Source organism: Leifsonia shinshuensis, assembly GCF_013410375.1.
GTDB lineage: Bacteria > Actinomycetota > Actinomycetes > Actinomycetales > Microbacteriaceae > Leifsonia > Leifsonia shinshuensis.
In genome coordinates this window covers 2,927,252-2,953,885 of record NZ_JACCFL010000001.1, presented here as the reverse complement: position 1 = coordinate 2,953,885, position 26,634 = coordinate 2,927,252, and the positions used below count along the sequence as shown (strand labels likewise).

The window sequence follows — 26,634 nt, the reverse complement described above, 5'->3', positions numbered from 1 at the left end:
AGTCACCCCACGAAGAGCAAGAGGGCCCACACGTGAGTTCAACCGCCGCAGTTCGACCCCCTGGACGTCGCCGGGCCGCCATCTGGATCACTCTCGGGGTGGTCGTGGCGCTGGTGATCCTGTTCTTCGTCTTCGCCGGGCTGTACGCCGACATCCTCTGGTACCAGCAGCTCGGGTACCTCAACGTGCTCACCACCCAGTGGTTCGCGGGCACGGCGATGTTCTTCATCGGGTTCTTCGCGATGGCCATCCCGCTCTGGCTGTCCATCCAGCTCACCTACCGGCTGCGCCCGGTCTACGCGAAGCTGAACACCCAGCTCGACCGCTACCAGCAGGTCGTCGAGCCGCTGCGCCGGCTCGCGATGTACGGCATCCCGATCGTGTTCGGCATCTTCGCCGGCGTCTCGGCGGCCAGCCGCTGGCAGGCCGCCGCGATGTGGCTGAACGGCACGTCGTACGGCAAGAGCGACCCGCTCTTCCACCTCGACATCGGCTTCTACCTCTTCGCTCTGCCGTTCTACCGCAGCGCCGTCGGCTTCGCCTCGGCGGTCGTCCTCATCGCGCTGCTGGCGACGCTCGCGACCTGCTACCTCTACGGCTCCGTCCGGGTCAGCGGCCGCGAGGTCCGCATCTCCCGGGCCGCGCGCGTCCAGATCTCGGTCATCGCCGGCCTGTACCTGCTGCTGCAGGGCATCAGCATCTGGCTCGACCGCTACGCCGCCGTCACCGACTCGAACGTCAACGACATGATCAACGGTGCGGCGTACACCGACGTCAACGCGACCATCCCGGCCCGCGCCGTGCTGGCGGGGATCGCAGTGCTCGTCGCCATCATGTTCTTCGCCACCGCGTTCATCGGGCGCTGGCGCTTCCCGCTCGTCGGCACCGCGCTCCTGATCGTCGCCGCGCTCGTCGTCGGCGCCATCTACCCGTGGGTCGTCCAGCGCTTCCAGGTCGACCCCAGCCAGAAGACCCTGGAGACGCCGTACATCCAGCGCTCCATCAACGCCACGCGCGACGCCTACGGGCTCAGCAACATCGACGTGATCCCGTACCAGGCGACCACCAACACGCAGCCGGGCGCCCTCCGCCAGGACGCGCAGACCACCGCGCAGATCCGCATCATGGACCCGGCCGTGATCAGCCCGTCGTTCCAGCAGCTGCAGCAGTTCCGCCAGTACTACGCCTTTCCCCGCAACCTCAACGTCGACCGGTACCGGATCAACGGCAACGAGCAGGACGCCGTGGTCGCGGTCCGCGAGCTCAACCAGTCGGGGCTCACCAGCCGGAGCTGGTTCAACGACACCGTCGTCTACACCCACGGCTACGGGATGGTCGCGGCCTACGGCAACCAGCGCTCCAGCGACGGCCAGCCGGTGTTCATGGAGTCCGGCATCCCCAGCACCGGGACGCTCGGCCAGTACGAGCCGCGGGTGTACTTCGGCCAGCAGTCGCCGACCTACTCGATCGTCGGTGCGCCGAAGGGCTCCAAGCCGGTGGAGCTCGACTACCCGGGCGGCCCCGACAACGCGCAGCAGACGGCGACCACGTTCGCCGGCAACGGCGGCCCGAAGCTCGACAACGTCTTCAAGCGCCTGGTCTACGCGCTCAAGTTCCAGGACGAGCAGATCGTGCTCTCCGACGCCGTGAACAGCGACTCGCAGATCCTCTACGACCGCGACCCGATCAAGCGCGTCCAGAAAGTCGCGCCCTACCTGACGCTCGACTCCCAGGCCTACCCGGCGGTGATCGACGGGCGGATCAAGTGGGTCATCGACGGCTACACGACGAGCGACCAGTACCCGTACTCGCACGTCGGCAGCCTGAGCGACGCCATCGCGGACACGGAGACGCCGAAGCCGGCCTACGCCTTCGACGACATCAACTACATCCGCAACTCGGTCAAGGCCACGGTGGACGCCTACGACGGCTCCGTGCAGCTCTACGCGTGGGACGCCAAGGACCCGGTGCTGAAGACGTGGGAGAAGGTCTTCCCGACCACGGTCAAGCCGATCAGCGACATGAGCGCCCAGCTGCTCAGCCACGTCCGGTACCCGTCCGACCTCTTCAAGGTGCAGCGCGCGGTGCTCGGCCAGTACCACGTCACGGACGCGGGCTCCTTCTACTCGCGCGACGACGCCTGGACGACGCCGAACGACCCGACCTCGTCGCCGTCCGACCCGACGCTGCAGCCGCCGTACTACCTGACGCTGCAGATGCCGGGGCAGACCTCGCCGTCGTTCTCCTTGTACTCGACGTTCATCCCTCAGGCCGCCAGCGATTCCAGTCGCTCGATCCTGAAGGGCTATCTGGCGGTCGATGCGGACGCGGGCTCGACGAAGGGCACGGTGTCGTCGGGCTACGGCAAGCTCAGACTCCTGTCCCTGCCGTCGAGCGACACCATACCCGGGCCGGGTCAGGTGCAGAACACGTTCAACTCCGATCCGACCGTCTCGCAGGAGCTCAACCTGCTCCGGCAGGGCAAGACCGACGTGATCAACGGCAACCTGCTGACGCTGCCGGTCGGCGGCGGCCTCCTCTACGTCCAGCCGGTCTACGTCAAGTCGACCGGGGAGACGAGCTACCCGATCCTGCAGAAGGTGCTCGTCGCGTTCGGCGACAAGATCGCCTTCGAGGACACGCTCGACAAGGCCCTGGACTCGCTGTTCGGCGGCGACTCGGGAGCGACCGCCGGCGACAACAACATCCCCGCGACCGGCGGGGGAGGCACCAGCGGCGGATCCGGCGGCTCGGGCACCGGCTCCGGGACGGGGACGGTGAACAACACCGCGCTGCAGCAGGCGCTGCAGGCCGCCAAGGCGGCGCTCGCGGCGCGCGAGACCGCGCTCAAGAACGGCGACTGGGCGGCGTACGGCGCGGCGGACGCGCAGCTGCAGCAGGCGCTGCAGGCCGCGATCGCCGCGGAAGGCGCCGGGTCCTCCACCGGATCCAAGTCCGGCTCGACGGCGACGCCGACCCCGGCGCCGTCCTCGACGCCCAAGAAGTAGGCCGCGGCCAGGCGCTCGACGCCCGGCTGCCCGACGGAACGACCCGCACCGCGTCGGTGCGGGTCGTTCCGTATGTTCAGGCGCTGTACTAAGTCCGGGCCCGATTCGTACGAAAGCGTGCGGCCCGGCCGGTATTTCAGGGCGAAACCCTTGCGCGGACTTTGATTGTCTACTTTACTAACAAACATGCTCATCGACGAAGCCCGGCGCTCCGGAGCCGATCGCCGCCCGGTCGGCGCCGACGGCGTCCTGGTGCCGGGGCGCGCGCTGCGTCCGCGCACCAAGGTGCTGCCCGAGCACGCCCGCAACCACAACCGCTCCCTTGTGCTGCAGTCGCTCTACCGCGACGGCCGCGCCAGCCGGGCGGACCTGGCGCGGGAGACCGGGCTCACCCGGGTCACGATCTCCGACCTCGTCGGCGAGCTGATCGCGGAGGGCCTGGTCATCGAGCTCGGTCAGCGCGACGACGCCCGTCCGGGCAAGCCGGCCGTGCTGCTGGATGTGAACCGCGCCGCGACGCAGATCGTCGGCGTCGACCTCAGCGAGCACGCCGTCTTCCGCGGCGCGGTGCTCGACATCGACGGCGCGGTGCTCCGCTCGGCGGAGGTCGCTCTGGCCGGCAGCCGAGGCGAGGAGGCCACGGAGAAGGTCCTCGCGCTGGTCGACGAGCTGGTCGCCGCGGCGACCGCGCCCATCCTCGGGATCGGCATCGGCTCGCCCGGCATCGTCGACGCGACCGGGACGGTCGTGGCCGCTCCCAACCTCGGCTGGACCGACGAGCCGCTGCAGCAGCGCCTCGCCGAGCGCACCGGGCTCGCCGTCTTCGTCGCGAACGACGCCAACGTCGCGGTGCTCGCCGAGCACGGCTTCGCCGACGCGCAGGGCGACATGATGCTCGTCAAGGTCGGGCACGGCGTCGGCTCGGGTCTCCTCGTCGCCGGGGCCCTGGTCTTCGGCAGCCGCTTCGCCGCGGGCGAGATCGGCCAGGTCATGGTCGGGACGGACGACGGCGCCGAGGGCCCGTACGACCGGGAGAAGTGCCTGGAGGCCTGGCTCGCCGTCCCGCGGCTGGAGTCCAAGGTCGCCGCAGCCGCCCTCGCGGGCGAGCCCGTCGAGCCGGTGCTGCGCCAGGCCGGCCAGCGGCTCGGCGTCGCCCTCGCGCCCATCGTCGGAGCGCTCAACCTCTCCGAGGTGGTCCTGAGCGGCCCGGACGACCTGCTCGCCGGAACGCTGATCGACGCGGTCCGCGAGACGCTCCGCAACCGCACGATGGCCGGCTTCCACTCCGATGTGACGATCCGGATGACGAGCCAGGGGAGGGACATCGTGCTCCGCGGCTGCGTCGTCATGGTGCTCTCCGCGCAGCTCGGGGTGTCCTGATGACCCTCGTCGCGGAGGCGCCCCCGATCGCGGCCGGCCCGGCCGGTTTCCGCTTCGGGGCGGGCGTCCGCGACGCGCTCCCCGCCTTCCGCGCCCGCTGCACGGTGGTGCGGCTGGCGAGCGTGGACAACGAGCGCCTCGGCGTTCCGCGCTGGTACACCCTGGCCGAGGCCTGGACGGCGCCCGGCTCCCCGGAGGACGCGCTCTGGTCGCGCAACCCGGTGATCGACGTCGACAGGGACGACCCGCCGGAGCTGGTGCTCGCGACCGGGACGCCGGTGATCGTCCTCGGCGCCGGGATCGGCGCCGCCCGCTGGCAGCGCGACGTGGTCGACGCGGTCCGGGCGAGCTGCGCCCGCGTGCTCGTCGTGGAGCTGGGACCGGAGGACGTCGGCGGCTACGCCGACATCGCGACCGGCGGCTGCGACCGGGCGCGCGGCGAGGCGCTGCTGCGCCTGCTCTGCGGGGCGTGACGGCTGGAGCGCGAACGCCGGACCTCATCCTCGCGTCGGCGCTCAGCGCGCCCAGCTGACCCCGAGGGTCGCCTGCAGGGCGTACTGCGCCGCGCCGCGGAACGGCTGCTCCTGCGCCGTCTTCGCGTAGCGGAAGCTGAGCGGCATCGCCGCCCGGACGGGGTGCCGGGCGGCCTCGGCGCGCACGTGCCCGATGAAGTCGGGTCCGAGCTTCGGCGCCGCGCCGCCGAGGACGACGTTGGGCACGTCCAGGGCGGCCCCGACCATCAGGAGCGCCCGGGCGAGCACCCGGGCGCCCGCGGCGATCCGCTCGCGCGACTCCGGGAGGGCGGCGAGGGCGGCGACGTCGACCGCCTCCAGATCCGCACCGTGGGGGAGGCCGAGCAGGCTGGTCACCGAGACGACCTCCTCGAGGCAGCCGCGGTTGCCGCACGCACACAGCGGCGCGTCCTCGCCGAACAGGACGGGGACGTGGCCGATCTCTCCTGCCCGGTGGGTGGCGCCGGCGAGGACGTCGCCGTCCACGATGACGGCGGCTCCCACCCCCGTGCTCAGGGAGACGAAGAGCTGGTTGGCGCCGAACTCGTCGGAGATCGCGTAGTCGGCGATCGCCTCCGCGTCGGCGTCGTTGACGAGGTGCACCGGCGCCGACACGATGCCGGCCAGCTCGCGGCCGAGGTCGACGTCCACCCAGCCGAGCTGGACGCTCTCGCGGATCAGGTCGGCGTCCACGATCCCCGGGACCTGGACGGCGACGGCGACGACCCGCGCCGTCGTCGCCGCGGCGAGCCGGCGGACGACCGAGCGCACGTCCTCCACCGTCGCGGTCGCCGCGGTGCGGTGGGCGACGGTCTGCACCACGTCGCCGAGCAGGTCGACGACGGCGCCGCGCACCAGCCCGGGCTGGACGATCACCGACAGCAGCACGTTGCGGGCGGCGTCGACGCGGAGCGTGGTCGCGCGCTTGCCGCCCGTGCTCTCCGCGAGGCTGCCCTCGACCACGAGGCCGTCGCCGATCAGCCGGGCGAGGAGCGACGAGACGGTGGCGGAGGTGAGCCCGGTTCGCCGCGCGATGCTCGCCCGCGTGGCGAGGCCCTCCCCAGACAGCACGAGCTGCAGCGCGCTGGTCAGGTTGTGCTCGCGCACGACGGAGTGCGTCGCCTTGGCGTGATCCTCTGCCACAGTCCTCCTCGCGGCGCCGGCCCGTCGGCCCGCTACGGTTTACGACCCTAGCGAATGCGGCGCATGATGGAGCGCATGGGATATGGCCTCATCCTCGTCGACGTGCAGCGCAACCTGCTCGAAGGCGAGACCGCCGTCGCGGGGGCGGGGGAGTTCCGGGTCGTGCTGTCCGACCTGCTCGACGCGGCGCGGGACGCGGACGCCTCGATCGTCCACGTGAAGAACGACGGCGCCCGCGGCGAGCCCGACGAGCCGGGCACGCCGGGCTGGGAACTCGTCTTCGCGCCGCTGCCGGGCGAGCCGGTGGTGCGCAAGGACGTCGCCGATGCGTTCGAGTCCAATCCGGCGCTCGCCGACGTGCTGCGGGCGATGGGCGTCGACACGGTGGTGGTCGCCGGGCTGCAGAGCGAGCACTGCGTGCAGGCGACCGCGATCGGCGCGTTGCGGCGCGGCTTCGACGTGGTCGTCCCCGCCGGGGCGCACACGACCTACGACGCCGACGAGCCGGCGGAGGCGATCGTCGAGCGCATCACCCTGGAGCTGGTCGCGGCGGGCGTGGAGGTGCCGGAGCTGGACGATCTGACCTGGGCCTAGCGCCGCAGGCCTCGCACCGCGCGTCGCCCGGGGTCAGGCGGTGGCCAGACCGAGCCGCTCGCCCTCCAGCGCCTCCCGGATGCTCAGCGAGTAGATCCGGGACAGCCCCGGCCGGGCCGGGTCGCCCGTCACGTACGCCACCGACTCCACGTGCTCCTCGAAGGCGTTCACCTTGTCGCGCGGGGCGCCGACGATCAGCTGGAAGCCGAGCCCGCGGAACGCCGCGAGCGCCCGGCCGGTGTACTCGTTGTCCGCCTTCACGAATCCCTCGTCCAGCACGATCGGGGCGTAGGTCGGGATGGCGTCCGTCCCGTCGCCGAGCCGGTAGCGCAACGCGGCGCCGAGCACGAACGCGATGAGCTCCTGCCCCTCGCCTCCGGACTTGCCCGCGACGCCCTCGTGGACGATCTGGGCGCCGTCGGCGCGGGTCTCGATCGCCCGGAACTGGTAGTGCTCGCGCGCGTCGAGCACGCGCCGCCGCCAGGCCTCGCCGGCGCGCGAGCGCTCCTCCAGGCGCGACAGGTCGCGCCGCAGGTCGAGGAAGTCGCGCTCGATCGCCGCGGCGTCCCTGCGGTCGGCGCCGGCGGCGCCCGCGGTGTGCTTGCGCAGCGTGCGGGTGAACTCGGTCAGGTCGCTGTTCGACACCGGCCGCGGGTCGATGTCGAGCGTCGAGCCCTCCCGGAACTCGATGCCGCGCAGCGCGTTCGAGATCGGGCGGACGCCGCGGCGGATGGCGTGGCCGTCCTCCTCGATCTGGGTGAGCAGGGCGCGCAGGCTGTCGCCCATGCTCGCGCCCGCCTTGACCAGCCAGTCGGCCTTCGCGCGCGGCAGGTCGTCCTCCACGAGCATCCGGTGGATGGCCTGGACGGCGGGGAGGCTCTCGATCGAGGCGTCGATCTCGGCGGCCGGGTCCAGGTCGCGGTAGCGCTCGAACGTCACGACGAGCAGCTGCTCGTAGTGCTCGACGCTCTGCTGGTGGGCGTCGATCTGATCGCGGAGGGCCGCCAGCGCCTCGGCGTAGCGGTGGTCGACGTCGGCCGCCTCGCGCGGCGCGGCGAAGGGGAGCGTGCCGAGCAGCAGGCGCTCCTCTGGCGTCAGCGGGCTGTTGCGCTCCAGCGCGTCGGCGATGCTGTCCTCGATGTCGATGAGGGCGGCGTGCTGGGACTCCAGCTCGTCCACGCGCGCCTGCAGCGCCGCGCCGCGCTTGGCGGCGTCGACGCGCTCGCGGTCGTGACGCTCGGCCTCCTCCTGCAGCAAGGCCGCCTCGGGGTGCGCGACCGCGACGTTCGCGAGCTGCTCGGCGAGCTCGGCCACCCGGGCGGCGTGCGAGGCGACCTCGATGCCGTCCCACTCGATCGCGCGCACCCCGCCGAGGGCCTCGCTGCGGCGGCGCGCGTCGCCGTGCTCGGCCTCCGCGCGGTCGGACGCGGCGCGCGCCTCGGCCAGCTCGGCCTCCAGGGCGGCGATGCGGGAGGCGAGCTCGTGGATGCGCGGCGTGTTGTCGAGTCCGATCCAGGAGGCGCTGCGGCGGTCGTCCTTGACGACCCGGCCGCGCGCCGCGGAGCGCATGCCGGAGCGGGTGACCGCGCCCGAGACGCCGGCCGGACGGGGTGCGTCCAGCTCCTCGGGCGTCTCGACGCACAGCACGCTGCGGTCGGCGACCAGCTCGTCGTGCAGCCAGCCGTGGAACGGGCTGGCGTCGTCGAACTGCAGCAGCGCGGGGACGGTCCGGTCCACCGGGTCGAGCGCCGGCGCGCGCCCGGCGGCAGCAGGGACGAGCACGACCCGGCCGCGCAGGTCGGCGTCGTTCACGTAGCGGCGGACGGCGGCGAAGCTGCGCTCGTCCACGACCAGGTGGGTGGCGACCTCGCCGAGCACGGCCTCCACCGCGCGGCTCCAGTCCCGGCGTCCCGGCGCCACCTCGAAGAGCTCTCCGGCGTAGGGCAGCTCCTCCGGCGCCAGCCCCACGGCCTCGGCGATCCGGCGGCGGCGCTCGTCGGCGTCGGCGGGGACGTTGCTCCGGCGCTGCTCGAAGGACCGCTTCTCGGCGGTCGCGGCGGCGATGGCTTTCTTCGCGGCGTCCACCCGGCCCGCCAGCTCGTAGCGGTGCGCCTGCTGCTCCTCGTCGGCCGTGACCGCGGCGAGCCGGGTCTCCGCCTCGCGCTGCAGCTCCGCCAGGTGCTCGGCCGACTCCGGCGCGGGCAGGCCCGCCCGGGCGAAGAGGGCGTCGGCCGTCGCGCGCTCCCTGGTCTGCGCGGCCAGGATGCGTTCGGCGAGCTCCTGCTCGCGGCGGAGCGCAACGGACGGGTCGCCGCCGGCCGCGGCGAGCCGCGCCTGGGCGTCCTGGTGCGCGCGGTGCGCGGCGCGCTCCTCGGCCTCGGCCTCGCGGCGCTGGGTCTCCTGCTCGCGCTTGCGGTCGCGCACGTCGTCGACCTGCCCGGACACCCAGTCGCGGATGCGCTCGGCCAGCCAGACCCGCAGGCGCGGGTCGGTCTCGCCGTCGGCGGGGGAGAGCAGGCGGCGCTTGCCCGTCGCGTCCTCCGCGGCTGCCGCGTACTGCTCGGCTCGGGCCGGGACGTCGGCGAGCACCTCCAGCTTGCGGCGCGTGGTCTCGAACACGTCGTAGAGGGCCGACGCCTCGCGGTAGCTGCTGAGGGTGGTCTCCCAGCGGGACAGGGCGCGCGGCTCGGTCAGCACGAAGCTCTTGAACAGCTCGTCGATCGAGAAGACGCCCTTGGACGCCTGGGCGCGGCGCAGCAGCGTGAGCGCCTTGAGCTGCGACTCGTCGCTGCCGCCGATCCCGAGCTCCTCGCACAGCCGCACCCGCAGCTCCGGCTGCGAGGAGGTGACCAGGTCGCGCTCCGGGTGCACCAGCCGGGCGAGGGAGGCGCGCGTGAGCGGGGAGGAGCTGCCGGGCTCCTGGACGAGCTCGTTCAGGCGTCCGAGCGGGAACTCGCCGTGGGCGAGCAGGTAGACGGTCGCAGTGGTGACCTCGTCCTGCGTCGAGGTCTCCGGGCCGATCCAGGCCAGCCGGGCCGCGGTGATCGTCTCGCCGAGCTCGGTGCGCCAGGTGATGGCGGCGCCGGTGGGGAACGCGGTCCCGAGCGGGCGGAGGAAGTGCGTGGTGGTGGTGTCGGAGCCGGCGTCCCTCACCTCGTCGGTCTTGCCGCGGGCGTAGCTGTAGACCGTGCGCTCGGAGCGCTGCCGGGAGTCGTCGCGCGCCGCGCGGTTGAACTCCTGCGGGTTCGGCATGATGACCGCGGACATCGCGTCGAGCACGGTGGACTTGCCGCGCCCGGTCGGGCCCAGGATGGCGATGCCGCCACGGCCCACGGGCATGCGGTGGAGCCCGTCGTAGCTGCCCCAGTTGAGCAGCTGGACGAGCTCGATGCGGAACTGGCCGCGGCGGAGCAGGCCGTCGTCGGCGGGCAGGTCGGTCACTCGGCGGCCTCCTCGGCCTCGCTGGCGGTGTCGGCGGTGTCGTCGTCGGTGTCGTCGGCGCCGGCGTCTTGGGCGGGGGCGTCCGCGCCGGCTCCGGCGAGGAACACCCGCTCCAGGTGGAGCAGCTCGGTCGTCCCGATCAGCGGCACGACCGCGGGCGAGACGAGGAACAGGTCGGGGTCCTCCGGCGCCGGGGTCAGCAGCTCCAGCCGGTCCAGGGCGGCGATGGCGGCGCGGATCCGGCGGTCGACGCGCACCTCGTCGTGCGCCGAGTCGCCCTGGAAACGGCCGAGGAACTCGGCGATGTGGTCGCGGGTCACGGTCACGGGCTCGTCCTGCGCGTCGGCGTAGGCGTGCTCCTGCCGCAGCAGCACCAGCAGCAGCGACGCGTCGCGGGACAGCGGCTTCTCGCGGCGCAGCAGCACGGGGACGCCGTCCTCGCCGTTCTGCCGCTTGAAGGCGACCTCGTGCTCCCGGTCGAGGTGCAGGGTCAGGAACAGCTCCTCCAGGCGCGCGCGGATGTCCTCCTCGTGGTCGAGGAGGCCCCGCCACGCGTCCGGCTGCTTGGCGCGGGTGATGAAGCGGCTGGTGAGCAGGGTGATGAGCGCGGTGCGCGCCTCGCGCGGGAGCGCGTCGGACGCCGCCCCGCCGCCGGTCCGGTCGTGGTCGGTCTGGTCGTCTTCGAGCGTGTCCGTGTCGATCGTGTCCGTCACCGGTCCTCCGCCTCCGTCTCGAGCGCGTCCCGTCCGAAGACGAGCAGCGGCATGGTCACTTCGCGGGTGCTCTCGGCGAGCTCCAGCGGAACGGTCTGGACGCCCTCGGCGACGGCGCCGTGCTCAGCGGCCAGCTCGACCAGGCTCACGGCGAGCCCGAGCCGGCGGAACTCCGCGGGCGTGCCGGCGTACACGTCGGCGCCGGTGACGGTCTCGCTGCGGGAGAGCAGCGCGTCGATCGTCTCGCGCACGGCCGCGGTGCTCGTCCCGACGGCCAGCCGGAGCGCCTCGCGCTCGTGCTCGGGCAGCGGGTCGTCGTTCTCGGCGATCGCGACGCCGACCTCCGGGCGGCCGCGGTCGCGCCAGAGCTGCGTCTGGGTGACGTCCACGAGGTCCCAGCCGCCGATGCCGAGCACGTCCTCGTCCACCAGGACGGGCCCGGGGCGGCCCTCCGCCCAGGCCGCACCCGCGTCCAAGGCCCGGGCCGCGAGTCCCAGCAGGCGGGCGTGGCGGTCGGAGCCGCTGCGGCTGAGGAAGCGGCGCAGCGATGAGGTCCAGCGCACGTAGGTCTCCTGGACGGCCTGCTCCTCGGCGAGCAGCGAGGTGATCAGGGTCTCCAGCTGGGCGCGCTGCCGCTCGGTCAGCTCGGTGGCGGCGGCCGGCCGGGAGAGCACCCGGTCGATGTCGGTGCGCATCGCCTCCAGCTCGCGCGAGGACAGCATCGCGGCGAACCCGCGGTAGGCCCGGCCCTCCGGCGTCTGCTCCAGGAGGTCGTTGTCGCGCAGGAAGCGGTCGACCAGCGCGCCCTTGCCGACGTGCTGCGAGGAGGCGGCGCGGGCCACCTCGCGGTGGCGCTGCTCGACCATCGCCCCGAGCTGCCGGAAGTCCTCCGGGAGGGTGGCGGTGAGCCGTAGCACCTCCCGCACCTGCCGCGCGACGGTCTCGGGGGAGGCCGCGACGGCGCCCTCGCGCGCGATCGCGTCGCGGCGGGCCTGCAGCGCGGCGATCTCCCGGTCGAGCCGTTCGAGCTGGGACTCGGCGGTGGGGTCGGTCAGCGCGGCGAGGTGGTGGACGGCGTGCGCGATGCTCGCGAACCGCGCCTCGGAGACGGCGCTGTCCGGCTCGGCCAGCTCGCGGACGATCCGCAGCGCCTGGAGCGCGTACTGCGACAGCCGGTACCGGGCCCGGCCCTCACCGGCGCCCGCACGGGAGCGGATCAGCCAGCGGCTGTCCACCCAGCTGCGGCAGTACTCGATCGGGGAGGTGCGGGACGACTCGGCGCCGGCCGGCGGCTCGCGGTCGTCGTCCAGCGCGTCGAGAGCCTCGGCGACCTTCTGGTGGAACCAGTCCGCCGAGACCGTGCCGTCGGCGTACTCCAGGTGCCGGGAGAACAGCGGGAGGACCCAGCGGCCGTTGTAGCTGCGCAGCAGCGCCCAGGTGGGATGCTCCTCCCAGACCGCCGCGACGCGCCCGGCGTCGAGAGCCTCGTCCACTCATCCTCCGGGGGCTACAACGCGGTACAGGTAACAGCACAGACAAAAATCGGCCCGGACCTGGGGATTTCTCCTCAAGTCCGGGCCAGTTGGTTGCGGGGGCAGGATTTGAACCTACGACCTCTGGGTTATGAGCCCAGCGAGCTACCGAGCTGCTCCACCCCGCGGCACAAGAAATGACTCTATCACGCCGATGGGCCGCCGCGAAATCGGCTGCGGCCCGGGCGCGTCCGATGGGCGCCTAGACCGGCCGTCCCACTAGAGTCGAGCCAGGAATCGGGAGAAGGGCGTATGGCGAACTCTGCTCAGAAGTACCGCGTGTGCGTGATCGAGGACGATCCCGACGTCGCGTTCTACATGAAGACGGTGCTCGAGAAGCGTGCGGACGCCCAGGTGGTCGCCGTCACCGACCCGTCCATCGCCCTCGACACGATCGCCGCCTTCGACCCGGATGTGGTCATCACCGACATCGAGATGCCGGGCATCTCCGGCATCGACCTCCTCCGCGAGCTCCGCAGTAAGCACCCCGGGATGCCGGTCGTCGTGATGACCGCGCACGTCTCGGTCGACTACGCCGTCTCGGCGCTCCGCGCCCAGGCGGACGAGTTCCTCACCAAGCCGATCGCGTCCTCCGAGCTGGTCGCCATCGTCGGCCGGCTCGCCGAGGAGGGCAGGCTGAAGCGCGCGGCCAGCCAGCAGCAGGTCGTCCTCGCGATCGGTGCGCACCCGGACGACGTCGAGATCGGCGTCGGCGGCATCCTGTCCGCGCACCGCGACGCCGGGAACCAGGTCGTCATCCTCACCCTGTCGCGCGGCGCCCGCGGCGGCGACGCCGACGACCGCCAGCACGAGTCGCTGGCGGCGGCCGAGCTGCTCGGCGCCCGGCTGTTCCTGGAGGACCTCGAGGACACCCGCATCTCCGCGGCCGACCCGACCGTGAGCATCATCGAGCGGGTCGTCGCCGAGGTCCAGCCCGACATCGTCTACACGCACTCGGCGCACGACCGGCATCAGGACCATCGCGCGGTGCACGCCGCCGTCAACGTCGCGACGCGCAACGTGCGCACGGTGTGCTGCTTCCAGAGCCCGTCGGCGACCATCGACTTCCGCCCGACGCGCTTCGTCCCGATCGACGGCTTCACCGAGGCGAAGCTGCGCCTGATCGACTGCTTCCGGTCGCAGACCGAGCAGCGCGCCTACCTCGAGCACGACTTCGTGCTCGCCACCGCGCGCTACTGGTCGCGGTTCGGCGGCGGCACGAACTGCGAGCCGCTGGAGGTGATGCGCGACACCGCGGACATCTCCGTGCCTGCCGCGAGCATCCACACCGACGCCCGGATCCGGAGGGACCAGCAATGACCGCCAGCACCACCCGCGTCCTCGTCACCGGAGCGGGCGGGCCCGCCGGGATCGCGGTCATCCGCTCGCTGCTCAAGCGCCAGGACGTCGAGGTGTTCGCGGCCGACATGGACGGCTGGGCGAGCGGTCTCTACCTGGTGCCGGAGAGCGCGCGGCGGATCGTACCGCCCGGGAAGTCGCCCACGTTCGTGGACGACGTGATCGCGCTGTGCGCCGCCGACCGCGTCGACGTGCTGTTCTCGACGGTGGACGTGGAGCTGCCCGGGCTGGCCGCGCGCCGCGACGAGCTGGCGGCCGCCGGAACGGCCCTTGCGGCGCCGAGCCACGAGACGCTCGTGACCTGCCTGGACAAGTACCGGCTCGCGCAGGCGGTCGCCGGAAAAGCGCGCATCCCGGAGACCCGGCTGCTCGACCGCGACGGCGTCGGCGCCGAGTGGGTGTTCCCGGTGATCGTCAAGCCGCGCAGCGGCGCGGGCTCGCGCGGCGTCCGGCTCATCGCCGACCGTGCGGCCCTGGAGGCGCTGGGCGAGGACCGGAGCGTCATCATCCAGGAGAACCTCCCGGGTGAGGAGTTCTCGGTCGACGTGCTCGCCGGCCTCGACGGGAACGTGATCGCCGCCGTGCCGCGCTCGCGGGAGCGCGTCGACTCCGGCGTCTCGATCGCCGGCCGCACCGTCCGCCGGGCGGAGCTGTCCGACACGGCGGCCGACGTGGCGCGCGCCATCGGCCTCACCGGGGTGGCCAACGTGCAGCTCCGGTACAGCAGCGACGGCGTGCCTGCCCTGCTGGAGGTCAACCCGCGCTTCCCCGGCGCCATGCCGCTGACGATTGCGGCCGGCGTCGACATGCCCTCCCTGCTGCTCGACCTGGTTCTCGGCCGCCCGGTGCCCTCCGCCGTCGACTTCGCCGAGCTGGCGAACGTGCGCTACCTGGAGGACGTCTTCCTCGCGCCGGGCGACGTGCTGGTGTCCGAGCACGCGGCGCACGCCGAGGGGCCAGGGGAGTGACGGCACCGGGAGTGACGGAACCGGGCGCGACAGCACACGGCGCGACCGGACTCCGGCGGCTGCTGGACGGCGACTTCCACGTCCACTCCACCTTCTCGGACGACGCCAGGAGCACGGTCGCGGAGAACATCGCGGCGGCGCGGCGCGCGGGCCTGCGCACCGTGCGGCTGACCGACCACGTGCGCGCCTCGACCGCGTGGGTGCCGGAGTTCGTCGCGGCGGTCGCGGCCGAACCGGTCCCGGACGGCCTCACCGTCCTCACCGGCGTCGAGGCCAAGCTCCTGGACGTCTCCGGCGCGGTCGACACCCCCGCCGACCTGATCGTCGGCCCGGGCGGCGTCGACGCCGTCGTCATCGGCGACCACCAGTTCCCCGGCACGGACGGCCCGTGGTCGCCGGAGGCCACCAGGGAACGGCTCGCGAACGGCCTGTCCGCCGACGACGCCCTCGACCTGCTGATCGAGGCGAGCGTCCGGGCGATGGAGCGGACCCCGCACGCGCAGCTCGCGCACTGGTTCTCCATCCTCCCGAAGATCGGCCTCGCCGAGGAACAGCTCGGCGCCGACCGGCTCGCCGCCTGGGCCGCGGCCGCCGCCGCCACCGGCACCATCGTGGAGGTCAACGAGAAGTGGGCCTGCCCCGGGGTCCCCGCCGTGCGCGCGCTCCGGGTCGCCGGAGCGCGTATCGTTGCCTCCACCGACAGTCACGACGCCGCCGACGTGGGCCGCTACGACCGCGTGGCGGCCGTGCTCGACGCCGTCGAACTGGAGAACACGGCGGAGGACGGCGCGGAGGAGGAGCAGGGATGAGCCCCGTCGACCTGACGCGTGTGCAGCGCGAGGAGCTGCAGCGCGAGCTCGACCGCAACCGCAGGTGGGAGCTGCGCCTCCCGCTCTACGGCGGCATCGCCCTCCTGGTCATCGCGGCCATCGCCGTCGTGAGGCTGGTGTTCTTCCCGTGAGCGGCGCGAAGCGGGTCGTGATCGCCGACGACGACGCCGACATCCGCGGGCTCATGGTCATCGCCGCCAACCGGGCCGGCGTCGAGATCGCGGCCGCCGTCGACAACGGCCAGGCGGCGCTCGACGCCGTCAACGAGGGCGGCGTCGACCTGGCAGTGCTCGACATCTCGATGCCGGGGCTCAACGGGGTGGAGGTCGCCGAGGCGATCCGCGGCGACGCGCTGACGAAGGACACGCTCATCCTCATGGTGTCGGCGTCCGTGCAGCTCCTGACGGACCACGGTGTCGTAGCGAACCGCTCCGACAGCTTCATCATCAAGCCGTTCAGCCCGCGGGTGCTCTCCGACCGCATCCGCTCGATGCTCGGACTGGGAGAGCCCGCATGACGCTCGACCGCTGGCTCAGCCGCATCCCCCTCGAATCGCCCTCGGTCTTCGTGAAGCTGATCCCGACCCTGGTCGGCTTCGTGATCGCGCTGGGGCTCTCGCTCATCCCGGGGGTGGTGGCCGACCACATCCCGCTCTTCGTCGGGTTCTCGGTCACGGTGATGGTCGGCGCGGTGCTGCTGGCGACGCTGGTGCCGTGGACGCGGTTCGGCGCGGGCTGGTCGGTGATCGTCCCGCTCGTGGCGATGATGTCGATCGGCCTGATGCGGATCGGCACCGGCGGCTCGACCTCGTCCATCGGCGTCATCCTGCTGCTGCCGTTCGTCTGGATCGCGACGGAGGAGGGCCGGCGCAACATCGTCATCGCGGCGCTCGGGATCTTCCTCGTCCTCCTCGGCCCGATCGTCGTCGCCCACACCCCGACCAGCCCGGCCGACCTCATCCGCGCCTTCTTCTCGCCGGTCATCTACGCCATCGTCGCCGCCGTCGTCAACGAGATCGCGCACCGGTCGCGGGCGCAGCTCGCGGCTACGCGCGCGGCCGCCCAGCAGCGCGAGGAACTGCTCGAGCAGGCCGTGCGCACGCAGGACGAACTGGTGCTCAACGAGGCACGTCTGAAGACGGCGAACCGCCTGATCCAGAGCATCTGGAACGCGGTCACGGAGCAGTCGGTCATCGGCACCGACCTCGACGGGGTGATCGACGTCTGGAACCCGGGCGCCGAGAAGATGCTCGGGCTGACCGAGAAGCAGGTCCTCGGCGCGAACCGCAAGGTCATCGAGTTCCACCTGGTGAGCGAGCTCGAGGACCGGCTGCGCGACATGGACGCCCGCTTCACGACGGTGGCGGGGATGGACGACTTCTCCGCCCTCGTGGACACCGTGCGCGCCGGCTACGCCGACGTCCGCGACTGGACGTACGTGCGCGCCGACGGCAAGCAGGTCCCCGTCCAGGTCGCCGCGACGCCCCGCCTGGACGAGAACGGCCACCGGGTCGGCTTCATCTTCGTCGCGACCGACATGACGCAGGCGCGGGAGTTCGCCCGGCTGAAGGACGAGTTCGTCGGCCTGATCTCGCACGAGCTGCGCACGCCGCTCAGCTCGATCCTCGGCTACCTGGAGCTGATGCGGGACGACGACGAGTCGCCGCTGTCGGCCGAGCAGCTGCAGTACCTCGGCGTGGCCGAGCGCAACGCGCACCGGCTGCTGCGGCTGGTCGGCGACCTGCTCTTCACGGCGCAGGTCGAATCCGGGCGGTTCCCGATCGACATCACGGACGCCGAGCTCCGCTCGGTCGTCGCCGCCTCGATCGAGACGGCGACCCCGGTGGCCGCGACGGCCGGCGTCGCGCTGGTCTCCGACGTGCCGGACGAGCCGGTCGAGGTCCGCGGCGACACCGTGCGTCTCGGCCAGGCGGTGGACAACCTCGTGTCGAACGCGCTCAAGTTCACGCCCGCGGGCGGCACCGTCACAGTCTCGCTCCGCCGCGACGGCGACGAGGCGGTGGTCGCGGTGACCGACACCGGCATCGGCATCCCCGCCGTCGAGCTCAGCCAGCTGTCGCAGCGCTTCTTCCGCGCGTCCACCGCGACGCGCAACGCCGTCCCCGGAGTGGGGCTCGGCCTGACGATCACCAAGGCGATCGTCACGGCGCACGGCGGCCGGCTCGACATCGCCAGCGAGGAGGGCGTCGGCACGTCGTTCAGCCTGCGGCTGCCGCTGGAGACCCCGCGTCCCGTCGCCGAGGCGGTGCCGGGGGCGGAGACGACGGCATGACCGGCGTCGGCGTCGCCGTCGCCCAGTTCACCCCGGGCGACGACCGCGTGCACAACCGGGACGTCGTCGCCGCGCTGATCGCGGTGGCCGCGGCCCGCGGAGCCCGGCTGGTCGTCTTCCCGGAGTACTCCTCCTACTTCACCGACCCGCTCGGGCCGTCCTTCGCCCGCAACGCCGAACCGCTCGACGGCGAGTTCGTGCAGTCGTTGCAGGCCGCCGCGCGGGACCACGACGTCTTCGTCATCGCCGGGCTCGTCGAGCGCACCGGCATCCGCGACAAGTTCGCCAACACGCTCGTCGCGGTCGGCCCCGACGGCACGACGCTCGCCCAGTACCGCAAGCAGCACCTCTACGACGCCTTCGGCTCGACCGAGTCCGACTGGGTGGTGGCGGGCGACCTCGCCACGCCGGAGGTGTTCGAGGTCGACGGCCTGCGCGTCGGGATGCAGACCTGCTACGACCTGCGCTTCCCGGAGGTCACCCGCCGGCTCGCCGACGCCGGCGCCGAACTGGTCGCCGTCCCGGCGGAGTGGGTGCGCGGCCCGCTCAAGGAGCACCACTGGTCGACGCTGCTGGCGGCGCGCGCGATCGAGAACACCCTCTACGTCGCCGCCGCCGACCACACCCCGCCGATCGGCGTGGGCGCGAGCGCGGTCATCGACCCGATGGGCGTCGTGATCGCGGGCCTCGGGGAGACCTCCGGGGTGGCCGTCGCCGAGGCGTCCTCCGAGCGCGTGCAGGAGGTGCGCCGGCGCAACCCGGCGCTGAAGCTGCGGCGCTACCGGGTCGAGCCGCTCGACTGAGCGTCCCGCGCAGGAGGCGTCAGGAGCCCAGCGTCGCCAGCCGCGACGCGGCGTCCTCCAGCACCTCGACGCGCTTGCAGAACGCGAACCGGACCAGCGACGCCGTGCGCTCGGCGTACTCGCCGCGGCAGAAGGCGGAGAGCGGCACCGCGACGACCCCGGCGAGCTCGGGCAGCCGGCGGCAGAACTCGACGGCGTCCGGGTGGCCGAGCGGGGCGGCGTCCGCGACGACGAAGTAGGTGCCGTCGCTGCGGTGGACGTCGAACCCGGCGGCGCGCAGGCCTGCGGACAGCACATCGCGCTTGTGCGCGAGCGCGGCCGCGATGCCGGTGAAGAACTCCGTCGGCAGGGCGAGCCCGGCGGCGATGGCGGGCTGGAACGGCGCGCCGTTGACGTAGGTGAGGAACTGCTTCACAGCGAGGATCGCCGTCACCAGCTCCGCGGGCGCGGTGAGCCAGCCGACCTTCCAGCCGGTGGTGTTGAAGGTCTTGCCGCCGGAGGAGACGGTGACCGTCCGCTCCCACGCCCCGGGCAGCGTGGCGATCGGGATGTGCTGCGGCCCGAAGGTGAGGTGCTCGTAGACCTCGTCGGTGACGATGAGGGCGTCGTGCCGGTGGGCGAGCTCGACGATCGCCTCCAGGGTCGGGCGGTCGAGAACGGCGCCGGTCGGGTTGTGCGGCGTGTTCACGAGGATGACCCTGGTGCGGTCGGTCACCGTGGCCCGCAGCCGGTCGAGGTCGGGCCGGAACGCCGGCGGCTCCAGCGGGACGGTGCGGTGCACGCCGCCGGCGAGGGCGATCACGGCGCCGTACTCGTCGTAGAACGGCTCGAAGGTGACGACCTCGTCGCCCGGCTCGAGCAGGGCGAGCAGGGCGGCGGCGATGGCCTCCGTCGCGCCGGCGGTGACGAGCACCTCGCGGTCGGGGTCGACCTCCAGTCCGTAGAAGCGGCTCTGGTGGTCGGCGACGGCGTGCCGCAGCTCGGGGACGCCGATGCCGGGCGGGTACTGGTTGACGCCGGCCCGGATGGCGTCCACGGCGGCGTCGAGAACCGCGGCCGGGCCGTCCTCGTCGGGGAAGCCCTGACCGAGGTTGATCGCGCCCGTGCGCACCGCGAGGGCGCTCATCTCCGCGAAGATCGTCGGCCGGACCGCGCCGTCCGCGCCGAGCAGTCCCGCGCCGCGGGCCGCGGCCTTCCATGCGCCCGAAACCGTCATGGAACCAACCTAGGGCCTCGCTCCCACCGCATCCATTCGTTACGTTGGGAGGAGTCATCGGGAGGCGGAAGGTCGCCCACAGGACCCGCAAATAGAACGCTCAGGTTGGCATCCCAAGCTGTCTAGTGCTTGGAAGGAGCACCTCACCATGACCGACACCCCGATCACCCCGGAGCCCGCGAAGCCCCAGAACGACGCCGACACCGACGCGGTCGTGGATGCCGGCGCGGCCCGCCCCGCCGAAACTCCCACCGAGGCCCCGGCCCCGGCGGCGCAGGCTCCCACGGCGCAGGCTCCGGCCGAGCAGGCCCCCGCGGAGCAGGCTCCGGCAGCGCAGGCTCCCGTGACGCCGGCCCCGGCCGCCGCCGAGCAGCCCGCTGCCCCGCAGCCCGCCGCCCCCCAGCCCAACGCACAGCAGCCCGCCGCCCCGACCGCCGACCACGGCTGGACCGCTCCAGCGGCTCAGCCCACCGCCGAGCAGCCGACGGCGCAGCAGCCGACCGTGCAGCAGCCCACGGCGCAGCAGCCCACCGTGCAGCAGCCGACCGTTCCCCAGCAGCCGGTCGCGCCGCAGGGTCCGATCCCCATCGCGAACAACACGCAGCCGACCCAGCCGGTCGCCCCGCAGCAGCCGTACGGCCAGCCCGTCGCCGGCGCGCAGCCGCACCCGCAGCCGAACTACGGCAACGGCGCGTTCGGCCAGCCGTCCGCCTACGCGCAGGCCCCCTACGCGAACCAGCAGGGCGCGAACCAGCAGGGCGCGAACCAGCCGGGCGCGCACCAGCAGGCGTACGCCACCGCTCCCGGCGCCGGCGAGAAGGCGCCCCGCAAGCGCAACACCGGCCTGATCATCGCCACGCTCGCCATCGGCGCGCTCATCGGCGGCATCGCCGGCGCGGGCGCCGGCATCGGCCTCTACTCGGCCACCGGCAGCAACGCGACGATCAAGACCGTCTCCGGGCCGCAGAACATCACGGTCAACGACACCAACAACGCGACCACCGTCACCGCGGTCGCCGCGAAGGCGTCGCCGAGCGTCGTCACCATCTCCGTCTCCGCCTCCAGCGAGGGCGGCACCGGCTCCGGCATCGTGCTCACCTCCGACGGCTACATCCTCACCAACACCCACGTCGTCACCCTCGACGGCGCCGCGGCCAACGTGAGCATCAGCGTCACCGACAACAACGGCAAGATCTACACCGCCAAGATCGTCGGCACCGACCCGACCACCGACCTCGCGGTCATCAAGCTCGACGGCGCCAGCGGGATGACCCCGATGAACTGGGCCGACTCCAGCAAGCTGAACGTGGGCGACACCACGATCGCGATCGGCGCCCCGCTCGGCCTCTCCGGCACCGTCACCGACGGCATCGTGAGCGCGCTGAACCGGTCGATCAGCATCGCGTCCTCCGCGGCGCCGAAGTCCAGCGACGGCTCGAACGGCAGCGGCGGCGGCAGCGGCAACGGCAGCTCGCAGAACCCGTTCAACTTCGACTTCCCGAACCAGGGCGGCTCGTCGCAGTCCGGCAGCCAGGGCACCATCTCGCTGCCCGTCATCCAGACGGACGCCTCGATCAACCCCGGCAACTCGGGCGGCGCGCTGCTGAACAGCAAGGGCGAGCTGATCGGCATCAACGTCGCGATCGCGAGCGCCGGCGGCAGCAGCTCCTCCGGCAGCCAGTCCGGCAGCATCGGCGTCGGCTTCTCCATCCCGTCGAACCTGGCCAAGCGGATCTCCGACGAGCTGATCAAGAAGGGCTCGGCCACCCACGGCCTCCTCGGGGCCTCGGTCGGCGACGCGAGCCAGGACAGCAAGGCGACCACGGTCGGCGCGACGATCAAGTCGGTGACCTCCGGCGGAGCCGCCGCGAGCGCGGGCCTGCAGGCCGGCGACATCGTGGTCAACTTCAACGGGCTGCCGATCACCGACGCCACGGACCTGACCGCCCAGGTGCGCGCCCTCCCGGCCGGAGCCAAGGCGGACATCACCTACATCCGCGGCGGAGAGACCAAGACCGCCACGGTCACGCTCGGGTCGCTTCCCGCGAACTGACCGGACACCCCAGGAAGGCCGTCCCGCACCCGCGGGGCGGCCTTCCGGCGTTCCCCCCCGACGAGCCGCGGTGCCGTCCGCCGACGAGCCGTCCAGGCGCCGGCTGGTAAGCTCGGCCCGACCCGAACGACGAATGGATCAGATGCCGGACGACACCGTGAACACCCTCCCGGGTGTCTCCTACGTGATGCCCGTCCTCAACGAGGCGACCCACGTGCGGGCGGCGGTCGACAGCCTCCTGGCGCAGGACTACACCGGTCCGTTCGAGGTCACCATCGCCCTCGGCCCGAGCATCGACGGCACCACCGAGCTGGTCGCGGAGCTCGCGGCCGTCGACTCCCGCATCCGGGTCGTCGACAACGAGATCGGCTCGACGCCCGCCGGGCTGAACCTCGCGATCCGCCAGTCGCAGTACCCCGTGGTCATCCGCGTCGACGCGCACAGCGTCCTCCCGCCGGACTACGCGCGCGTCGCGGTGGAGACGATCCTGGAGACCGGAGCCGACAACGTCGGCGGCCTGATGGACGCGCAGGGCACCACCGCCTTCGAGCGCGCGGTCGCCCGCGCCTACGGCAGCCGGATCGGCCTCGGCGGCACCAAGCTGCACGTCGGCGGCGCGGCCGGCCCGGCCGAGACGGTGTACCTCGGCGTCTTCCGCCGCGACCGGCTCCTGGAGGTCGGCCTCTTCGACGAGGAGATCAAGCGCGGCCAGGACTGGGAGCTCAACCGGCGCATCCGCCAGGCCGGGGGGACCGTCTGGTTCACCCCGCGGCTCCACGTCGTCTACCGGCCCCGCCCCAACCTCTACCGGCTCGCCCGGCAGTTCTTCTCGACCGGGATCTGGCGCGGCGAGCTCGCGCGCCGGTTCCCGGCGTCCAACGGCCTGCGCTACTTCGCGCCGCCGGTGATGGTGCTCGGCGTCGCCCTCGGCGTGCTCCTCGGCCTCGGCGGCGTGCTGCAGGCGGCGCTCGGCGCGACCCCCTGGCTGCTCTGGGCGTTCGCCGTCCCTGCCGCGTACCTGCTCATCGTCATCGCGTCGGCCGTGGTCTGGGGACGCCGCGACGGCTTTTCGTCGTTCCTCTGGTTTCTCGTAGTCTTGCCGTGCATCCATTTCAGCTGGGGGATCGGGTTCATCCTCGGATACCTGTCCCTCACCAGGAACATCACGGCCCACACGGGAAGGTAGGCATGACTGCAGCGGGACCGGCGGCGCACGGAGCGCGGCCCTCGTCGATCGCGGAGCTCAAGGCGGTCGCGCAGCCGCCGGAGGTGCGCGGACGGCGCAACGCCGAGCACTGGACGGCCTCGCTGTACCTGCGCACACTGTCGCCGTACCTGACCTGGGTCCTGCTCAAGACCTCCATCTCCGCCAACGGGGTGACCGGCCTGATGATCCTGACCGGCTGGGCAACCGCGGCCAGCCTCCTCATCCCGGGGATCGGCGGAGCGGCGCTCGCGCTCGTGCTCGGCCAGCTGCAGATGCTGGTGGACTGCTGCGACGGCGAGGTGGCGCGCTGGCGCGGGACGTCGTCCCCGGCCGGGATGTTCCTCGACAACGTCGGGCACTACACGACCGAGACGCTGATCGCGATCGCGCTCGGCGTCCGCGCCGCCGGCTACCCGTTCGAGGCGCCGCAGGACTACCTGTGGACGAACCTGGGCACCCTGCTCGCGCTCATCATCGTCCTCAACAAGGCGCTCAACGACATGGTGCGCGTCGCGCGGGCCAGCGCCGGCCTGCCCAAGCTGGCCGACACGGAGGCCGCGTACGCGCCGACGCACGGCGTGGTCGCCCGGCTGCGCAAGGCCGCCAAGTTCGTGCCCTTCCACCGTCTGTACCACTCGGTGGAGCTCACCATCCTGATCTTCGTGTTCTCGATCGTCGGACTGTTCATCGGCACCCCGCTCGCGGACCGCATCCTGCTGTCGGTCCTGGTGCCGCTGGCGCTGCTCGCCGCGATCGGGCACTTCGTCGCGATCATGTCGTCCAAGCGGGTCCGTGGCTGACCCCAGGGTCGGCGTGGTGGTGCTCACCCAGGGCACCCGGCCCGACGACCTGCTCCGGGGCGTGGAGTCCGTGCTCCGCCAGGAGGGCGTCGAGACCGACATCGTCGTGGTCGGCAACGGCTGGGACCCGGCGTCGTCGCAGCCGCCGCTGCCGGCCGCCGTCCGCACGCTGGCCCTGCCGGAGAACCTCGGGATCCCGGCCGGCCGCAACCGCGGCGTCCCGCTGGTGGCGGGGGAGTATCTGCTGTTCCTCGACGACGACGCCGACATCCCCTCGCCGCGGTTCCTCAGCGACGCGATCGCGCTGCTGCGCCGCGAGCCGGGCATCGGCATGATCCAGCCCCGGCTGCGCGCGCGGGACGGCAAGCCGTCGCCGCGGCGCTGGATCCCGCGGATCCGCAAGGGCGAGCCGGAGCGGTCGTCCGCCGTCTTCTCGGTGCTGGAGGCCGTGATCGTCCTCCCGCGCGCCGTGTTCGAGCGCGCGGGCGGCTGGGCCGACCCGTTCTTCTACGCGCACGAGGGCATCGAGCTGGCCTGGCGGGTGTGGGACCAGGGCAAGCGCGTCTGGTACGCCGGCGACCTGGTCGCCGAGCACCCGGCCGTCTCGCCGACCCGGCACTCCTACTACTACCGGCTGAACGCGCGGAACCGGGTGTGGCTGGCGCGCCGCAACCTGCCCGCGCCGCTGGTGCCGCTCTACGTCGGCTCCTGGACGGGCATCCAGCTGCTGCGCTGGTTCCGCAAGCCGGCCGTGCTGCGCGCGTGGTTCGGCGGCTGGCGCGAGGGCTGGCGCACCGACCCGGGCGAGCGCCGGCCGATCCGCTGGCGCACGGTGCTGCGCATGACGGCCGCCGGGCGCCCGCCGATCGTCTAGCGCTCGGCCGGGCGGTCCGCTGACGCGTCGAGGAGGGCCGTGCCGTCCGGTGCGTCCGCTCCGCCGGGAACGAGTGACTCCTCCGCCGCGGCTGATTCCGTCTGCGCGGCGGGCCGCTCCGACCTGGCAGGCCCGTGTTGGGACGCGGGCCCTTCCAGCTCGCCAGGTCCCTCGAGTTCGGCTGCGCCGCGGCCCGGCTTGCCGCGCCGCACGATGCGCCCGGGCAGGGCGCTGCGCAGCACGGTTCCGGCCCGGACGACGCGGCGGCCGGTGCCGGCGCCGAGCCGCCGCACGGCGCCCGGTCCCTCCACCGGGGCGAGCGCCTCCGGGATGGCGAGGGGCGCCGGACCGAAGGCCAGGCGGGAGTTCATGACCACCCGGCGGCCGAGGATGTGGTTGCCCGTGCCTCCCACCACCGCGCCGATGCCGAACGGGATCGCCCTGGCGATGATCGAGGCGCCGCCGCGCACCGCGAACTGGCGGATGAAGACGTTCCGGAGCCGGTCGACGAGCGGGCCGACGACCATCGACGGCAGCGTGGTCGTGACGAGCTCGCCCCAGTAGGCGGTGCGCGTCACCCCGGCTCCGGTCACCTGGCCGGCGAGCTGCCGGACGAGGTCGGAGCCCTCGCGGCCGAGCATCATCGTGAGCACGAGCGCCCGGGCTCGCGCCGGGTCGTCCACGGCGATGCCGTGCAGCTCACTCAGCGACTGCGCGTACAGCGCGGTGGCCTCCAGGAAGCCGGCCGTCTCCAGGCCGGACAGTGCGAGGGTCACCCCGGTGCCGATGGCGGGGATGACCGCGGTGGCCCCGACAGCGGCGCCGCCGGTGGTGACCGCGGCGACGTAGCGCCGTTCCAGGATGCCGGCGAGCTCCAGCGCCGTCGCGTCCGGGTGCCGCTTGCGCAGCCCGCGAAGGTGGCCGAGGACCACCGGCCGCTGGATGCCGAGGAAACGATCCAGGGTGGCGTCGACGGCGCGCGGGGTCTCGCCGCCGCGGGGCGGTCCGCCGGTCGGGGAGACGAAGGGCTCGGGTCGCTTGGTCATCCTTACCGAGTGTAGGCCGCCGCACGCGCAGGGCCAGGGCTTGCGGGATTGCGCGCCGTGCGCTCAGCTCCGCCGGGCGCGTTCCCGGAGGAACTCCGTCGCCGAGAGCACCTCGAACTCGGCGGGGAGGTCGTCTCGCGAGAGACCCTCGGTGAGCGTCGACACATCGGTGCCGAGCACGCTGGCGATCCGCAGGATGGTCACGAGGCTGGGGTTCGCGATGCCGCGTTCGATCTTGCCGTAGTTGGTGACGTGCATCTGAGCGAGTTCCGCGATGCTCTCCTGGCTGAGTCCGAGGGCGATCCGCGTGCGTCGTACCTTCTGTCCGAACTGCTCCGCGGCCGATGAGGTCGAAGAATTCATGACTCATGCTTATCGGGCTGCGGATTTCCGGACCAGAGTGCCTGCCACGTCTGCTTTCACGCCCGAGGCCACGACGACGGATAATGCTTGCTCCGTCGGAGTGGGGCCGGCCGCGGTGCGCGGCCGGCCCCACGGTCAGAAGCTCACCTGCCAGAGGTACTCGCGCCCGTCGGGCGGGAACCAGCGCACGATGAGCACCGTGTCCCTGGCAGGGTCGCCGCCGCTGAGGCTGGCGCGCACCGCCTCTCCGGGGCGGACGAGCGCAGGGGCGCTCACGCGGACGGACGAGCTGCCCGCGATGCTCACGGTCACTCCGCGCAGTTCCTCCCGCCCGGTGTTGACGAGACGGTAGTGCGGAGCGGTGCTGCGGTCGACGGTCCAGGGGACGCGGTAGGCGAAGCGGCGGTCACGGAGCGGTGGGAGTGGGTGACGAAGTCGGTGTTCCATGCGGCAAAGTTAGCCACGCCCTCCGACGCTCGAACGCCGAAATCGGGCTTAAA

At 72.8% G+C, this 26,634-nt stretch carries 23 protein-coding genes and 1 tRNA gene; 15 read left to right on the top strand and 9 right to left on the bottom strand.

Going from position 1 to position 26,634, the window contains the following annotated elements; translation table 11 throughout:
* The first annotated feature begins 32 nt into the window (after positions 1 to 32).
* The 3 genes from HNR13_RS14360 (at position 33) to HNR13_RS14350 (ending at position 4,861) form a co-directional block, all read left to right on the top strand.
* On the top strand, positions 33 to 3,008 hold the full coding sequence (locus HNR13_RS14360; RefSeq protein WP_179606811.1) for a UPF0182 family protein: 2,976 nt from the start codon (positions 33 to 35) through the stop codon (positions 3,006 to 3,008).
* A 186-nt stretch (positions 3,009 to 3,194) separates the two neighbouring features.
* Positions 3,195 to 4,388 (top strand): ROK family transcriptional regulator, encoded by a 1,194-nt coding sequence (locus HNR13_RS14355; protein ID WP_179606809.1) that lies wholly within the window; start codon positions 3,195 to 3,197, stop codon positions 4,386 to 4,388.
* Positions 4,388 to 4,861, top strand: coding sequence for a hypothetical protein (locus tag HNR13_RS14350; protein WP_179606807.1), 474 nt, complete (start codon positions 4,388 to 4,390; stop codon positions 4,859 to 4,861). Before HNR13_RS14355 ends, HNR13_RS14350 begins: the two co-directional genes overlap by 1 nt.
* 42 nt (positions 4,862 to 4,903) lie before the next feature.
* On the opposite strand, the gene HNR13_RS14345 is transcribed toward HNR13_RS14350, so the two are convergent.
* Entirely contained in the window at positions 4,904 to 6,043 is a 1,140-nt protein-coding gene (locus HNR13_RS14345) for an ROK family protein (protein WP_179606805.1), read from the bottom strand.
* Positions 6,044 to 6,118: 75 nt separating this feature from the next.
* Here HNR13_RS14345 and HNR13_RS14340 point away from each other — a divergent pair, with 75 nt between their 5' ends.
* Positions 6,119 to 6,637, top strand: a complete 519-nt coding sequence (locus HNR13_RS14340) for an isochorismatase family protein (RefSeq protein WP_179606803.1) — start codon at positions 6,119 to 6,121, stop codon at positions 6,635 to 6,637.
* Positions 6,638 to 6,670: 33 nt separating this feature from the next.
* Here HNR13_RS14340 and HNR13_RS14335 read toward each other — a convergent pair whose 3' ends face one another.
* From HNR13_RS14335 to HNR13_RS14320, 4 genes are all read right to left on the bottom strand, one after another.
* Complete coding sequence (locus HNR13_RS14335) at positions 6,671 to 10,078, bottom strand: SbcC/MukB-like Walker B domain-containing protein (RefSeq protein WP_179606801.1); 3,408 nt, start codon at positions 10,076 to 10,078, stop codon at positions 6,671 to 6,673.
* On the bottom strand, positions 10,075 to 10,791 hold the full coding sequence (locus tag HNR13_RS14330) for a DUF4194 domain-containing protein (protein ID WP_179606799.1): 717 nt from the start codon (positions 10,789 to 10,791) through the stop codon (positions 10,075 to 10,077). Before HNR13_RS14330 ends, HNR13_RS14335 begins: the two co-directional genes overlap by 4 nt.
* Positions 10,788 to 12,284 (bottom strand): DUF3375 family protein, encoded by a 1,497-nt coding sequence (locus tag HNR13_RS14325; protein WP_179606797.1) that lies wholly within the window; start codon positions 12,282 to 12,284, stop codon positions 10,788 to 10,790. Before HNR13_RS14325 ends, HNR13_RS14330 begins: the two co-directional genes overlap by 4 nt.
* Before the next feature lie 90 nt (positions 12,285 to 12,374).
* A tRNA-Met gene (locus tag HNR13_RS14320) sits at positions 12,375 to 12,451 on the bottom strand.
* Positions 12,452 to 12,575: 124 nt separating this feature from the next.
* Here HNR13_RS14320 and HNR13_RS14315 point away from each other — a divergent pair.
* Genes HNR13_RS14315 through HNR13_RS14285 form a run of 7 tightly spaced genes read left to right on the top strand, consistent with a single transcriptional unit; the run spans position 12,576 to position 18,575 of the window.
* Positions 12,576 to 13,643 (top strand): response regulator, encoded by a 1,068-nt coding sequence (locus HNR13_RS14315; protein WP_179606795.1) that lies wholly within the window; start codon positions 12,576 to 12,578, stop codon positions 13,641 to 13,643.
* Positions 13,640 to 14,650: an ATP-grasp domain-containing protein gene (locus HNR13_RS14310; protein WP_179606793.1), complete on the top strand. Its 1,011-nt coding sequence runs from the start codon at positions 13,640 to 13,642 to the stop codon at positions 14,648 to 14,650. The genes HNR13_RS14315 and HNR13_RS14310 overlap by 4 nt, the downstream gene beginning before the upstream one ends.
* An 11-nt stretch (positions 14,651 to 14,661) precedes the next feature.
* Positions 14,662 to 15,459 (top strand): PHP domain-containing protein, encoded by a 798-nt coding sequence (locus HNR13_RS14305; RefSeq protein WP_382313454.1) that lies wholly within the window; start codon positions 14,662 to 14,664, stop codon positions 15,457 to 15,459.
* A complete protein-coding gene (locus HNR13_RS14300; protein WP_179603898.1) occupies positions 15,456 to 15,611 on the top strand; it encodes a hypothetical protein in 156 nt (51 codons plus the stop codon). Before HNR13_RS14305 ends, HNR13_RS14300 begins: the two co-directional genes overlap by 4 nt.
* Positions 15,608 to 15,997 carry a response regulator gene (locus tag HNR13_RS14295; protein ID WP_179606791.1) on the top strand — a complete coding sequence of 130 codons (390 nt, stop codon included), beginning with the start codon at positions 15,608 to 15,610 and terminating at the stop codon, positions 15,995 to 15,997. Before HNR13_RS14300 ends, HNR13_RS14295 begins: the two co-directional genes overlap by 4 nt.
* Positions 15,994 to 17,772 (top strand): sensor histidine kinase, encoded by a 1,779-nt coding sequence (locus HNR13_RS14290; protein WP_179606789.1) that lies wholly within the window; start codon positions 15,994 to 15,996, stop codon positions 17,770 to 17,772. Before HNR13_RS14295 ends, HNR13_RS14290 begins: the two co-directional genes overlap by 4 nt.
* The gene (locus tag HNR13_RS14285; protein WP_179606787.1) at positions 17,769 to 18,575 is read left to right on the top strand and encodes a carbon-nitrogen hydrolase family protein; all 807 of its coding nucleotides are present in this window, start codon (positions 17,769 to 17,771) and stop codon (positions 18,573 to 18,575) included. The genes HNR13_RS14290 and HNR13_RS14285 overlap by 4 nt, the downstream gene beginning before the upstream one ends.
* 19 nt (positions 18,576 to 18,594) lie before the next feature.
* On the opposite strand, the gene HNR13_RS14280 is transcribed toward HNR13_RS14285, so the two are convergent.
* A complete protein-coding gene (locus tag HNR13_RS14280) occupies positions 18,595 to 19,791 on the bottom strand; it encodes a pyridoxal phosphate-dependent aminotransferase (protein WP_179606785.1) in 1,197 nt (398 codons plus the stop codon).
* Positions 19,792 to 19,939: 148 nt separating this feature from the next.
* Between HNR13_RS14280 and HNR13_RS14275 the strand changes: the two genes are divergently transcribed.
* The 4 genes from HNR13_RS14275 to HNR13_RS14260 all read left to right on the top strand — a co-directional run bounded on the left by HNR13_RS14275 (position 19,940) and on the right by HNR13_RS14260 (position 24,725).
* Positions 19,940 to 21,844, top strand: a complete 1,905-nt coding sequence (locus HNR13_RS14275) for a S1C family serine protease (RefSeq protein WP_179606783.1) — start codon at positions 19,940 to 19,942, stop codon at positions 21,842 to 21,844.
* A 142-nt stretch (positions 21,845 to 21,986) separates the two neighbouring features.
* Complete coding sequence (locus HNR13_RS14270) at positions 21,987 to 23,030, top strand: glycosyltransferase family 2 protein (RefSeq protein WP_179606781.1); 1,044 nt, start codon at positions 21,987 to 21,989, stop codon at positions 23,028 to 23,030.
* A 2-nt stretch (positions 23,031 to 23,032) separates the two neighbouring features.
* Positions 23,033 to 23,851: a CDP-alcohol phosphatidyltransferase family protein gene (locus HNR13_RS14265; protein WP_179606779.1), complete on the top strand. Its 819-nt coding sequence runs from the start codon at positions 23,033 to 23,035 to the stop codon at positions 23,849 to 23,851.
* Complete coding sequence (locus HNR13_RS14260; RefSeq protein ID WP_179606777.1) at positions 23,844 to 24,725, top strand: glycosyltransferase; 882 nt, start codon at positions 23,844 to 23,846, stop codon at positions 24,723 to 24,725. The genes HNR13_RS14265 and HNR13_RS14260 overlap by 8 nt, the downstream gene beginning before the upstream one ends.
* Here the strand turns inward: HNR13_RS14260 and HNR13_RS14255 are convergent.
* From HNR13_RS14255 to HNR13_RS21650, 3 genes are all read right to left on the bottom strand, one after another.
* Positions 24,722 to 25,771 (bottom strand): hypothetical protein, encoded by a 1,050-nt coding sequence (locus HNR13_RS14255; protein ID WP_246312777.1) that lies wholly within the window; start codon positions 25,769 to 25,771, stop codon positions 24,722 to 24,724. The genes HNR13_RS14260 and HNR13_RS14255 overlap by 4 nt on opposite strands.
* Positions 25,772 to 25,834: 63 nt before the next feature.
* The gene (locus tag HNR13_RS14250; protein ID WP_179606775.1) at positions 25,835 to 26,134 is read right to left on the bottom strand and encodes a helix-turn-helix domain-containing protein; all 300 of its coding nucleotides are present in this window, start codon (positions 26,132 to 26,134) and stop codon (positions 25,835 to 25,837) included.
* A 135-nt stretch (positions 26,135 to 26,269) separates the two neighbouring features.
* Complete coding sequence (locus HNR13_RS21650) at positions 26,270 to 26,581, bottom strand: hypothetical protein (protein WP_179603897.1); 312 nt, start codon at positions 26,579 to 26,581, stop codon at positions 26,270 to 26,272.
* Positions 26,582 to 26,634: the final 53 nt, after the last annotated feature.

What these genes read in the sequence shown, in the direction of transcription:
- HNR13_RS14300 (WP_179603898.1), top strand. Translation starts at nt 15,456, where the DNA reads ATGAGCCCCGTCGACCTGACGCGTGTGCAGCGCGAGGAGCTGCAGCGC.
- HNR13_RS21650 (WP_179603897.1), bottom strand. Translation starts at nt 26,581, where the DNA reads ATGGAACACCGACTTCGTCACCCACTCCCACCGCTCCGTGACCGCCGC.
- HNR13_RS14290 (WP_179606789.1), top strand. Translation starts at nt 15,994, where the DNA reads ATGACGCTCGACCGCTGGCTCAGCCGCATCCCCCTCGAATCGCCCTCG.
- HNR13_RS14310 (WP_179606793.1), top strand. Translation starts at nt 13,640, where the DNA reads ATGACCGCCAGCACCACCCGCGTCCTCGTCACCGGAGCGGGCGGGCCC.
- HNR13_RS14255 (WP_246312777.1), bottom strand. Translation starts at nt 25,771, where the DNA reads ATGACCAAGCGACCCGAGCCCTTCGTCTCCCCGACCGGCGGACCGCCC.
- HNR13_RS14315 (WP_179606795.1), top strand. Translation starts at nt 12,576, where the DNA reads ATGGCGAACTCTGCTCAGAAGTACCGCGTGTGCGTGATCGAGGACGAT.
- HNR13_RS14280 (WP_179606785.1), bottom strand. Translation starts at nt 19,791, where the DNA reads ATGACGGTTTCGGGCGCATGGAAGGCCGCGGCCCGCGGCGCGGGACTG.
- HNR13_RS14270 (WP_179606781.1), top strand. Translation starts at nt 21,987, where the DNA reads ATGCCGGACGACACCGTGAACACCCTCCCGGGTGTCTCCTACGTGATG.
- HNR13_RS14250 (WP_179606775.1), bottom strand. Translation starts at nt 26,134, where the DNA reads ATGAATTCTTCGACCTCATCGGCCGCGGAGCAGTTCGGACAGAAGGTA.
- HNR13_RS14340 (WP_179606803.1), top strand. Translation starts at nt 6,119, where the DNA reads ATGGGATATGGCCTCATCCTCGTCGACGTGCAGCGCAACCTGCTCGAA.
- HNR13_RS14355 (WP_179606809.1), top strand. Translation starts at nt 3,195, where the DNA reads ATGCTCATCGACGAAGCCCGGCGCTCCGGAGCCGATCGCCGCCCGGTC.
- HNR13_RS14275 (WP_179606783.1), top strand. Translation starts at nt 19,940, where the DNA reads ATGACCGACACCCCGATCACCCCGGAGCCCGCGAAGCCCCAGAACGAC.
- HNR13_RS14285 (WP_179606787.1), top strand. Translation starts at nt 17,769, where the DNA reads ATGACCGGCGTCGGCGTCGCCGTCGCCCAGTTCACCCCGGGCGACGAC.
- HNR13_RS14265 (WP_179606779.1), top strand. Translation starts at nt 23,033, where the DNA reads ATGACTGCAGCGGGACCGGCGGCGCACGGAGCGCGGCCCTCGTCGATC.
- HNR13_RS14350 (WP_179606807.1), top strand. Translation starts at nt 4,388, where the DNA reads ATGACCCTCGTCGCGGAGGCGCCCCCGATCGCGGCCGGCCCGGCCGGT.